At 36.2% G+C, this 12,531-nt stretch carries 8 protein-coding genes; 5 read left to right on the forward strand and 3 right to left on the reverse strand.

The window, feature by feature from the left end; translation table 11 throughout:
• Positions 1-66 precede the first annotated feature (66 nt).
• Complete coding sequence (thiC, locus tag FJR03_RS03575) at positions 67-1,443, forward strand: phosphomethylpyrimidine synthase ThiC (RefSeq protein ID WP_193114286.1); 1,377 nt, start codon at positions 67-69, stop codon at positions 1,441-1,443.
• Between the two features lie 169 nt (positions 1,444-1,612).
• Complete coding sequence (locus FJR03_RS03580; protein WP_193114287.1) at positions 1,613-2,788, forward strand: Mrp/NBP35 family ATP-binding protein; 1,176 nt, start codon at positions 1,613-1,615, stop codon at positions 2,786-2,788.
• Positions 2,789-2,978: 190 nt separating this feature from the next.
• On the opposite strand, the gene FJR03_RS03585 is transcribed toward FJR03_RS03580, so the two are convergent.
• The 3 genes from FJR03_RS03585 to FJR03_RS03595 are packed head-to-tail and all read right to left on the reverse strand — an operon-like array spanning position 2,979 to position 9,173.
• Positions 2,979-4,820 carry a GGDEF domain-containing protein gene (locus tag FJR03_RS03585; protein WP_193114288.1) on the reverse strand — a complete coding sequence of 614 codons (1,842 nt, stop codon included), beginning with the start codon at positions 4,818-4,820 and terminating at the stop codon, positions 2,979-2,981.
• Between the two features lie 5 nt (positions 4,821-4,825).
• Positions 4,826-6,640, reverse strand: coding sequence for a glutamine--fructose-6-phosphate transaminase (isomerizing) (glmS, locus tag FJR03_RS03590; protein ID WP_193114289.1), 1,815 nt, complete (start codon positions 6,638-6,640; stop codon positions 4,826-4,828).
• A 19-nt stretch (positions 6,641-6,659) separates the two neighbouring features.
• Positions 6,660-9,173, reverse strand: a complete 2,514-nt coding sequence (locus FJR03_RS03595) for a [protein-PII] uridylyltransferase family protein (protein WP_193114290.1) — start codon at positions 9,171-9,173, stop codon at positions 6,660-6,662.
• Positions 9,174-9,228: 55 nt separating this feature from the next.
• Between FJR03_RS03595 and FJR03_RS03600 the strand changes: the two genes are divergently transcribed.
• The 3 genes from FJR03_RS03600 (at position 9,229) to lsrK (ending at position 12,477) form a co-directional block, all read left to right on the forward strand.
• Positions 9,229-9,516, forward strand: a complete 288-nt coding sequence (locus tag FJR03_RS03600; protein WP_193114291.1) for a putative quinol monooxygenase — start codon at positions 9,229-9,231, stop codon at positions 9,514-9,516.
• 3 nt (positions 9,517-9,519) lie between these two features.
• On the forward strand, positions 9,520-10,683 hold the full coding sequence (locus tag FJR03_RS03605) for a class II aldolase/adducin family protein (protein ID WP_193114292.1): 1,164 nt from the start codon (positions 9,520-9,522) through the stop codon (positions 10,681-10,683).
• Positions 10,684-10,911: 228 nt separating this feature from the next.
• A complete protein-coding gene (gene lsrK, locus FJR03_RS03610; protein ID WP_193114293.1) occupies positions 10,912-12,477 on the forward strand; it encodes an autoinducer-2 kinase in 1,566 nt (521 codons plus the stop codon).
• Positions 12,478-12,531: the final 54 nt, after the last annotated feature.

A 12,531-nucleotide genomic window follows, 5' to 3' on the forward strand; every position in this document is an offset into this window, starting at 1 on the left:
TTTTTAGGTTAAATTAACTTTATTTGACTATATTTCCACTATATATAAAAATTTTTAGGAGAAGTTATGAGATCTTCATGGGTAAAAGAGCGTGAGAATGATTCTGTTCGTACACAGATGTATTACGCTAAAAAAGGCATTATTACACAAGAGATGGAATATGTCGCAAAAATCGAAGACTTGTCTCCTGAACTAGTTCGTAGTGAGATAGCTCGTGGAAGGCTTATTATCCCGGCTAATGTGAATCACACTGCACTAGAACCAATGGCTATCGGTCTTGCAGCTAAATGTAAGATCAATGCAAACATAGGTTCATCTGCAATAGCATCAGATGTTCAGGGTGAGATAGAAAAAGTTCAAGTATCACAGCACTATAAAGCAGATACTGCAATGGACCTCTCAACTGGTGGGGATCTTGATGAGATCAGAAAAGCGGTTATTGAGAACTCTAAGATTCCTATCGGAACAGTACCTATCTATCAAATTTTACACGATGTTAATAATAAGATTGAAGACCTTTCAATTGAAGTTATGCTTGAAGTATTAGAGCGTCAAGCAAAACAAGGTGTATCTTACTTTACTATTCACGCTGGTTTCTTACTTGAAACTATGCCGAAAGTTGCAAAACGTAAGATGGGTATCGTATCTCGCGGTGGTTCACTTATGGCTGCTTGGATGATGCACTACCATAGAGAGAATCCTTTCTATACAGCATTTGATGATATCTTAGATATCTGTGCTAAATATGATGTGTCTCTTTCTCTTGGTGATTCACTTCGCCCGGGTTGTTTAGCTGATGCTTCTGATGATGCACAGTTAGGGGAGTTAAAAGTTCTTGGTGAGCTTACACTTCGTGCTTGGGAGAAAAATGTTCAAGTTATGATCGAGGGTCCTGGACACGTTCCACTCAACCAAATTGAACGTAATATGAAGATTCAAAGAGAGCTTTGTCATGAGGCACCTTTCTATATTCTTGGACCGCTTGTAACTGATATTGCTGCTGGATATGACCATATCTCATCTGCAATCGGTGCTGCTGTTGGTGGATGGCACGGTGCTTCTATGTTATGTTATGTAACTCCAAAAGAGCACTTAGGTCTTCCAAATGCGGATGATGTTCGTGAAGGTATTATCGCTTATAAAATTGCAGCTCATGCTGCTGATATTGCTCGCGGACGTAAAGGTGCGAGAGATGTTGATGATGAGATGAGTGATGCACGTTATACGTTTGACTGGGAAAAACAGTTTGAATTAGCGCTTGACTCTGAAAGAGCTCGTGAGTACCACGATGAAACTCTTCCTCAGGATGTGTTTAAAGAAGCAGAATTCTGTTCAATGTGTGGACCGAAATTCTGTTCTTATAAAATCACACAAGATATTATGGATAATCCTGAAGCGATCGCAAAAATTGCTGAGGAAGCGAAATTAGCGGAAGCTCACTAGGTAACTAAAATATCTGCCACAAACGTGGCACAAAGGCACAAAGTGCCGAGGGCTCTCCGCCGAGGAGAACTCAGCGTTAGCGTAGGCAAAGGAATTACTTCCTTTGGCGTATAAAAGGGAATAAAAAGGTTCCCTTAAATTTAATGAAATTAAATTAAAGGAAAATAGAATGACTGAAGAAATTGTAAAATCAGCACTTTCAAAAGTTATGTATCCGGGTTTTACTAAGGATATCGTGACTTTTGGTTTTGTAAAAGATATTGTAATTAACGGAAGTGATGTTAGCTTTACTGTTGATATCACTTCATCAGCTCCTGAAGTAGCACAACAAATTACTGATGAAGCTACTACAGAGCTAAAAAGAGCAGGTGCAGCAAATGTAAATGTAAACATTAAAGCGCCTGTAATGCCAAGAGAGTCTTCATCTCGTGGTAAAAACATCGCTCCACAAGTGAAAAACTTCCTAATGGTAAGTTCTGGTAAAGGTGGTGTGGGTAAATCTACTTCATCTGTAAACATTGCTGTATCATTAGCAAAAATGGGTAAAAAAGTTGGCCTTTTAGATGCAGATATCTATGGTCCAAACGTTCCTCGTATGCTTGGTGTATCTGATGTGAAACCTGAAGTAAACGGGAATAAAGTTCTTCCAATTAAAGCTTATGGTATCGAGATGATGTCTATGGGTTCACTTATGGAAGAGGGACAGTCTTTAATCTGGCGTGGTGCTATGATTATGAAGGCTATCGAGCAATTCTTACGTGACATTTTATGGTCAGAACTGGATGTATTAGTTATCGATATGCCACCGGGAACAGGTGATGCACAGCTTACTTTAGCGCAAAGTGTACCTGTAACAGCCGGTTTAACTGTAACAACTCCACAGACTGTATCATTAGATGACTCTCGTCGTTCACTTGATATGTTCAAAAAACTTAACATTCCAATAGCGGGAATCGTTGAGAATATGAGTGGATTCATTGCACCTGATACTGGTGTTGAGTACGATATTTTCGGTAAAGGGACTTCTGAGCCAATGGCAAAAGAGTTCGATACTGAAGTAATTACTGAAGTACCAATCGAGCCAGCTATTAGAACTGGTGGTGATGAAGGGAAACCTGTAAGTTTTGTAGCACCTGAGAGTGAAAGTGCAAAACGTTATATGAAAGCTGCTGAGTCTATCTGGGCTTTCATTGAAGATATCAATGAAAAAGGCGGTGTAGATAACGCTGCTGTTCAACCAACTACACCTCCAGGTGTAAGTGCATGTTCAACTGGCGGAGCTTCACAAGCTGCACCACAACAATCAAGTGGCGGAAGCTGCGGAACAGGATGTGGTTGTCACTAAGGTGACAGCTACATGCTACTACTTTTTTCTTCTTTTATATATAAATCAAAATATTGAAATCACAACTTTTTAATTTTCTAAAACAATACTTCTGTAATACTTTGTATGGGTAGGAAGTTAGTAAATGACTTTTGTTTATGGGAGATGGTAAACTGTTTTAAAGCAGTTAGAGAAAGAGAGAGGAGAGAGATTAAAAATCTTCCCCTTTAAACATATCTGCTTGGAACTCTACTATTTTATTTCTACCTGTATTTTTTGCTTCATAAAGGGCAGTATCTGCAAACTTGATTGTTTTCCATATACTGTCAGCATCACTAGGATATTTTGCAATACCGATACTAATTGTTTTTTTCATTGTTTCACCCATACCAACTTCAAAAGTAAGTGCAGCAAACGACTGGTGGATCTTTTGGGCAACATTTAAAGCACCTTCAGACGTTGCGTTGTGAAGTAGTATTAAAAACTCTTCCCCACCATAACGTATCGCTAAATCAGCTTCTCTAATACTTTTTTTGAGAACATTAGCAAGCTCTACAATAACTTTATCACCTAGATCATGTCCGTATGTGTCATTTACCATTTTAAAGAAGTCAACATCAAGCATTAGTACCGTATATGTTTCATCTTTACGGTTTGCTTGAGAGATTACCTGATCGATAAACTCTTCTAAAAATCTTCTATTGTATAAACCTGTCATCCCATCTCTTAAAGAGGTATCACGTAGTTTAGCTGTAAGAATTCTACTTTCAATTACAGGTTTTGCAGCTTCAAAGTAGTTTTTAATACTTGGTGTCATTGCATTTATTTGACTTACTTCACTCTCATTTTTTGCAGCAATGTTAAGTACAATACTGTACTCATCATTAATACTAAATGGGATACAAACATAAAAACCATCTTGTTTATGACATGCTTGACAAAGATCTATATACTCTGTAGAAATTACATCTGATTGTGTTCTAAATGCACGACATAGGTTCGCATTATGATTTACATGATCACTACACATCGCTTTATCAGTTGATGAATAGATCAGCTTTCTCTCGTGAGAAGATTGATTAACCTGATAAAATGCAAATTCATGAATATCAAATTTATACTCTAGAGCATCAATAATTCTTTTATATACAGTTTCTTTATCAATATCCAACTCTATGGTCTTTTTAAACTTATATATATCAGAAAGCTCACCTATAATAGATTTTGCTTCCTGCAGAGGATCTTTTGAAGCTACACACCCTTGAGGGATAAATGTAGAAAGATTGTACTTGATATTTCCAAATGTTTCTTGCATTTTGCTAAATAGAGTATTGAGCTGCTCTGCAATATGTCTTGCATCCCCTTTTACATTTGTAAAAAACTTGTGTGTAAAGTCACCGCTGTAAGCTTTTGTAATACCCTCTTGCATACTTGAGAAAAGTTTCATATACGGAGATACGTAATGATTTAGTAAAAAGAGTACGATTACAATAAATCCAAGGTTAATAGCAAGAATTTTTAGGATAGTTACCATACCTGCATTACGCATGTTTGTAATGTCAAATTCCATACTGATAGCACCCAGTGTCTCACCTCTTTGTACATTGTGACATTGTAAACAGTTTGGTTGAGATGTGGTTGCTACATATGGAACTGAAACTCTTAAGATAATAGAATCCGTTCCCTCTTGAATAGTTTGAACTATTTTACCGCTTTGTAAAACCTCTTTATCTATATCGTCACGAAGTGTTTCACTCTGGAAGCCTGCACCATATTGTTTTGTTACTTGAGGTGAACGTACAATCCAGAGTGATTTTACTTCACTATGGTTATTGGAGATTTGGTCTAAGAAATATTGACGTTTATCCATCATATCGTTTACCATATGAGCAGTCAAACCGTCTTTAACAATAGCAGCTGTCATAGTGGCTTTTTCGGTAGCACCTTTAATACTGTATTCTCTGAAGTTCAGAGATACATTTACTATTGTAGCAATAGCTAATGCCAGCAACATGATTGTAACTATAAATAATAACTTAAACTTTGTTCCCATACAATTTACTCCACTGTAACACTTTTTGCGAGGTTTCTAGGCATGTCTACATCATTACCTAATCTTATAGAAACCTCTAATGAAAGCAATTGTACCACAACCATCATCTCAAAAAACTCTAACATATAAGATTCGTGGTTTTTTGTGGCAATAAAGTCATCAGCCTTTTCAAATTGTAACGGACTGATAGCACAAATTGTTGAATCTCGTGCACTGAGTTCTTCAACATTGCTTTTTGATTTTTCATATAACATATGTTCAGGTAGTAGCGCAATTGTAAAAAGTTCAGGGTCTGCAAGGGCAATTGGACCGTGTTTCATCTCTCCGCTTGGGTAACCTTCTGCATGAAGATATGAGATCTCTTTTAATTTTAAAGCACCTTCAAGCGCTAATGGATAGAAAATATCTCTTCCTATAAAGAAGAATCCGTGTCCATGCAGATACCTTTTTGAAAGTCTTTTGATCTTTTCATGAATCTCGTCGCGAACTTTTACTGCACCAGGGATTTGACGAATAAGCTCAATCTGTTTTATTATCTCCCCATTATCCATAGTGCTTCTAAGTTTTGCCAAATGAAGTGAGAGCATCCAAAAAATTGTAACTTGTGTAGCAAATGCTTTTGTTGATGCAACCCCTTTTTCAACACCGGCACGTGTTAAAATTGTTGCATCTGAAAGTCTTACCATAGAAGAGTTGTCAACATTACATATAGTAAGTGTTTTTAAACCGGCATTTTTCGCCATTTTTAATGTTTCTAACGTGTCTGCAGTTTCACCGCTTTGAGAGATTACAACAAAAAGAGTGTCTTTTGTCATGATAGGTTCACGGTATCTAAATTCACTAGCTATCTCTACAGAAGTTTTCACTCTTGCATAGCGCTCAAAAAGATATGATGCTGAAAGAGCAGCATGGTAACTTGTTCCACAAGCACAGAGCTTGATTTCATTAATTCCATTAAAGAGTTCCGGGTCTAACTCTTCAAAGATAATGTCATCAGTCCCAAGTCTTCCAAGTAAAGTATCTGTAATAACATTACTTTGTTCATAGATCTCTTTTTCCATAAAAAAGCGATAGCCGTCTTTTTGGGCTGAGAGTTTATTTGTTGGTAGTTTAGTAAAATGGGGTTGTTTTTCTTCTTTATTCTTATTAAAAATCTTGATCTCATCAGGTGTTACATACCCATAATCACCGTCATCAAAATAGTTTACATCATCACAATGGCCAATTAAAGGAGTATCTGAAGATGCAAAATATTTTTCATGATCTTTATTTTTTCCTACAAGCATAGGTGAGCCTAGTTTTGCAAAAAATATAGTATCTTCTTTTGATTTTGTTACAAGCAAAATAGCATAAGCACCCTGAAGCTGTGAAATTGTTGTCTCAAACGCTTCAAATTCTGATGAGGCAGTTTTGAGGTTTTTTTCAAACTGGTGTACGATCACTTCCGTATCTGTTTGACTTAAAAAGTTTACACCTTCAGCTTCTAACTCTTTTTTGAGCTCTGCGTAATTTTCAATAATACCGTTATGAACGACATAAGAACATTCACCTAAATGGGGGTGTGCATTTAACTCTGTCGGTTTCCCGTGTGTAGCCCATCTTGTGTGTCCAATTCCAACTGCAAAATGTTCCGTCTTAAAATCTTTTGTTTTCTCTTCAAGATTGACAAGCTTGCCTACCGCTTTGAAGTTATTAAATTCACCATCGCTTAAAACTGCTATTCCTGCTGAGTCATACCCTCTGTATTCAAGTTCTCTTAAACCGTCTAATAAAATCTCTTTAGTATTATTTTTTCCTATATATCCAACTATTCCACACATATGTACAACCCTAAAAAACTTATTTTGTTAAAAATTTGTAAATTTCATCAGCATTATTACATATATTATTTTGTTTTTCCATTAAAAAACTATCTCTAACTTTAAATTTACTCGAATGTATTTTTGCACTGACGATATTAATGTTTAGTTGCTCAAATTTATGCATCACGTAGGCAAGAAGTCCGATCTGATTTTTGGTTTGTATATTGATTTCAGCATCGGTTAGAGAATGATCAAAATCGATAGTAATATCACTTTTTTTAATCTCTATATCGCGTAGTTTTACCTCTTTAGACATATCGAAAGCATCCTCAACCATCGTTTTTATATCTTCAATTATGGTTGGATCAACATTGTATTTAAAATCAATTTTAAAATATTTGACATTATCAAAAAGGGTGAAAATCTCCATTGAAGCAACATCAAGATGTGAAAGTGTTGAGAGTAAATAGCCTACATTCAAAGGAATTCTTCTAAATATCTCGATAGTTAAAGAGTTCTCATTTTTAATATTATATGTATACTCTTTTGTTTCTTGTGCTTGCTGTGCTATTTTTATAATATTTTGCGGTGTATTTTTAAAGAAAAACAGGTTAGAAACAACAGACAGGATTTTATTTTGCAACACTCTTGGAAGTGTTTTAAACTCTTCGAGATTTTTTACCTTTTTCTCTATACTAATACGTTTTTTCGCATCTGTAATACGCTCTTTGTTCTGTGCAACCTCTAAAGCACTCGTGTAGAGTTCATAAAGGAGTTTTGCACTAAAAGCCGTATATGTTTTTCCTCCAACTCCGTCAACTCCGTTTATATCTGCATATGTAAGCACATAAAGAAGTTTGAGGTTCTTTTCATCACCTACATTTGACATAAATTTATAAAGTGTTTTTTCATTATGGATATTGTCTTTAAAAGCAACGGAACTCATAAGTATATGGTGTTTCACAAGTGTAATAGCACGTGAAGTGTCTTCTCCGTCAAGCTGCATTTTTTTTGCAAATTGTGCTACAAGCTTCGCTCCCACTTCACTATGGTCTTGTTTTCTCCCTTTCCCGCTATCGTGTAAAAAGACAACTATTTTAAGTAAAAACTTCTCTTTTTCATCCATTGCATCATATAAACCTTTGATAAAAGGCTCTTTAATATTTTCAAGTGCTTCTATACATTTTACAGAGTGTAGATCTACAGGGTAATGATGATAGCCGTCAAATTGCGGAAGATGCAGTACTTTTTTAAAATTAGGAAACAGTTCATGCAGTATTCCCGCATCATAAAAAAGTTTTAAAAATGAATAGATATGCTCTTTTTTCAAAAGCTTTTTAATCAGGGTATATGTTTTTTGTCTGAGTGGATGGGAAATAGTAGTATAGGTAAACTGATTTAAAAAACCGGCATCAAATTTATAGTCTTGATCCTCTAAATTAATGAGTAACTCTAAAAGTTCATTTATAGGTCTCGGTTTGAGATTGTATGATGCAAAAATTCTATCTTCACGTTTATAGATACCTTTTTGAATTCTACATTTTCGGAACTCTGTAATGTTATGCTTATCGTAGATAAAACTACGTACCATTTTTTTCACAAATATTTGAGTAAAGTTATTGACACGCCAACCTGCTTCAAGCACTTTAGTTGAAAGTTTTTTCTGATTTGAAAATCCTAAAAGTTTTGTCACTTGTGGTATATGTTCAAGTCTAAGTGTGTCTTCTTGTTTCCCTGTTATAAGGTGCAGGGCACTTCTTACTCTAAAAAGCAGTTCAATAGCGATTCGATACTCTCTATACTCTTCCTCGGTAAATAGCTCACCGCTTAACTCTTTTATAGATTCGACTCCGTAAATGGTTTTAGCTACCCAATAGATCAGCTGTGAATCACGAAGTCCGCCGACACCCTCTTTGATATTCGGTTCCATTGAGATTGAGAACCTTTTTCTTCTAGCCTGTGCTTCTTCTATCTTATTTAATATAAACTCTTTTTGCTGGTAGAGTCTCATCTTCTGAAGTTCGCGCGTTGTCGCATGCCAAGTAAAAGAGGAACCACAGATAAAGCGTGATTCCATTAAAGAAGTTCTGATTGTAATATCTTCATTTGAAGCTTTGAAAAGATCTTGTACCTCATGTACACGGTGTCCGAGTTTAAGCCCTGCATCAAGAGCCAAATAGAAAAGTTTTTCAATGATAAGTTCAGTGTTGTAGCCATGAACATCTTCATAGACGATCAAAAGATCGATATCGCTGTGGACACATAGTTGTTCCCGCCCGTAACTTCCCAGTGCAACAACGGCAATAGGGATAGAACTTTTCATAGGGAGATAGTTTCCAAATGTACGTCTGAGTACGGTTTTGTACATTAGTTCGATAATAGAATCAAGTTTCTTTGTATGTCGTACAAGAAAATCTTTCCCTTGGTTTTTTTCAAAAAGCTGATCTAAAGAGTCCTTATATTCTTTTATGTACTGTTTAAAAAGTTTTGAAAGTTCGAAGTCTGAACCATTGTTTTCTATAATGTTTTCAATCTGTAATAATATATCCATGGTTTTAATTATATACCAAATTTTGCTATAATCATCTAAAAAATTGGACAAAAAGATGGCAATTACAAAAAGAGTGACATTTATAGCAAAAGAGGGTTGTGAAGAGAAAATGAAAGAACTGCTCTCTGCAATGGTAGTACCTAGTAAAGCTGAAAAAGGTTGTGTTTTTTACGAGATCGTACAATATGAAAATAATAGAAGAAAATTTATGGCGATAGAAACATGGGCGGATGAAGCAGCACTTGACGGGCACAGAGCCTCTGCACATTATGCTGTGTACAAATCATCGTATGAACCGTATTGTGAAAAAAAATATACAGATGAATTAGAGGTTTTAGGATAAAAAATGAAAAATTTATGGAATGAAAAGAACGCTTCAAATTGTAAAGATGATTTAGATTTTAGAGTTTATACATCAAACCTTTTAGGAAAAAACGACACTCTTGTACTCCATGGCGGTGGAAATACTTCAGTTAAAGTGGACGATCTGTTATATGTAAAAGGGAGTGGTTGGAACCTTGTGGATATTGAAAGAGAAGGTTTTTCTCCTGTTAAGATGGACGCACTTTTAGATATGGCGAAGTTGGAGAGTTTAAGTGATAGTGATATGGTTACCCTGCAACGCAGAGCTATGACGGATCAAGATGCGCCAAACCCATCGGTTGAGGCAATTTTACATGCACTTATCCCTTACAAATTTGTTGATCACACACATGCAGATGCAGTTGTAACTATCTCTAACTCTGTTAAAGGTAAAGAGTATATTGAAAAGTTGTATCCAAATTTTTTGATCGTCGATTATGTGATGCCAGGATTTGAGTTAGCGCATCAGATTTATGAGATGACAAAAGAACTTGACTGGGATTCGATTGAAGGGATTATTTTACATAATCACGGGATCTTTACATTTGATAACGATGCTAAAAAATCTTACGATAAAATGATCGAAGCTGTCACAAAAGCGGAAGAATTTTTAGATGAAAATGCAGAACTCGATATTCAAAGAAGTTACGAACACAGTGGTTGTGATATTGCAAAAATTACTAAAGTATTTTCGAAATACAAAGGGTATGAAGTTCATCTTAATATCAATCAATCACCATTAGCATCTTTTTACGCTTCACAGCCGAATTTAAAAGAGTTTGCATCTCGTGGAGTATTGACACCTGAGCATATAATTCGTACAAAACGTGTCCCACTTGTGATGGAAGATACAAATCTTGAAGCGGGAATTGAGAATTACATAAAAGAGTATGAAGAGTATTATATGCGCTATGAAGATGGCGAGATGATGCTAAATCCTGCACCAAATTATATGATTATCAAAAATTTAGCGGTGATCTCTTTTGGAGCAACGAAAAAAGAGGCTGATATCGTTAATGATATAGTTGAACATACTATGAAAGCGGTATTACAAGCTGACAAGTTAGGCGGTTATGTAAGCATTAGCGAAAAAGATAGTTTTGCTATGGAGTATTGGGAATTAGAGCAGGCTAAACTAAAAAACTAGTTTGCTTTTTTACTCTTGCCGCATTAAAAGAGACTTTTTTACAGAGCAAATCCTCCCGTTGGTCTGAGTCTGTAAAAAAATCTCTTTCAATGCTATATTGTAATCATTTAAGAACTCTAGCAGTAGTAGTTTTTAGAATTGTATTTCGTAGGCTCAGACCAAAGGGAGGATTTGTCCTATTAAATATAATTCTAAAAATTACGGAAAAAGTCTAAAATGGATAATAATATGGACAAATACTTACTTGCAATAGATGCCGGAACAGGAAGTGTCCGTGCAGTACTTTTTGATACTTTAGGAAATCAGATCGCAGTTTCTCAAAGAGAATGGACACATCTTGAAGAGGAAGGTGTACCTAACTCTATGAGTTTTGATTTTCAAACGAACTGGCAGCTTACGTGTGAGTGTATTTCAGATGTGATCACTTGTTCATCTATTGATCCAAAAGATATATTAGCCCTTAGTGCTACAAGTATGCGCGAGGGGATTGTTCTTTATGATAAAGAAGGTAATGAACTTTGGGGTGTGGCAAATGTTGATGCACGTGCTTCAAAAGAGGTGGAGTATCTGAAAAATAATTTCGAGGGTTTAGAGGAGAAGTTTTACCAGGAAAGTGGACAAACTTTTGCTCTCGGTGCCTTGCCACGTCTTCTGTGGCTGAAAAATAATAGAGCTGAAGTTTATGAAAAAGTTGCCTCTATCTCTATGATTGGAGATTGGATACTTGCAAAACTCTCAGGTGTGATCGCATCTGATCCAAGTAACGGTGGGACTACAGGGATTTTTAGTTTACAAGATCGCACTTGGGATGCCAATATGGCGAGTGAAATTGGTCTAAAAGATACAATCTTTCCTCATGTATTAGAAGTTGGTGAAGTGGTTGGCACTGTAACACTGGAAGCTTCAAAGCAAACACGACTTGACCAATCTACTAAAGTAGTAATGGGTGGGGGTGATGTGCAGCTTGGAACAGCTGGACTTGGCGTAGTGAAAAAGGGGGATGTAGCAGTTCTAGGCGGGAGTTTTTGGCAGCAGGTAGTGAACATTAGTTCATCTGTTAAACCACCTAAAGATATGGGATTACGTGTCAATCCTCATGTTGTAAATGGTCTTTCACAAGCTGAGGGAATCACTTTTTTTTCAGGGCTTATTATGCGATGGTTTCGGGATGCTTTTTGCGATCTTGAAAAACTGGAAGCTGAAAAAAGCAGAAAAGATGTGTATGCGATTATGGAAGAAAAAGCGATGGAGATCCCTGCGGGTTCATATGGAATATTACCTATCTTTTCAGATGAAATGAAATATGGAAAATGGTACCATGCATCTCCGAGTTTTTTAAATCTTTCTCTTGATAGTGAAAAATCAAACAAGTACTCTATGTTTCGATCATTAGAAGAAAATGCGGCGATAGTTTCAAGCATTAACTTGGAAAATATTAAAAAATTCAGCGGTGTTGAGTTTAAAGAGATCGTATTTGCAGGTGGAGCGAGTAAGGGGTCTCTTTGGTCACAGATACTCGCTGATGTAACGGGATATACGGTAAAAATCCCAAAAGTGACTGAAGCTACTGCTCTTGGTGCTGCTATGGCTGCAGGTGTTGGAGCGGGAATTTATAGCTCTTTGGTGGAAGCGTCTGAGAAGTTAGTAGAGTGGGATAAAACTTTGACACCGAATTTTGAGAACAAAAAAGTTTATGACGAGCTAAAAGAAAAATGGCAAAGTGCTTATGAAGTACAATTAAAGCTAGTTGATGATAATATCACGACTTCAATGTGGAAGGCTCCGGGAGTTTAAATACTTGCTCGGGAGTTCTTTTAACCCTATCTCTTAGAGGACGAATCCTCCCTT

The organism is Sulfurimonas marina (genome assembly GCF_014905095.1).
In the GTDB taxonomy this organism is placed as follows: Bacteria; Campylobacterota; Campylobacteria; order Campylobacterales; family Sulfurimonadaceae; genus Sulfurimonas; species Sulfurimonas marina.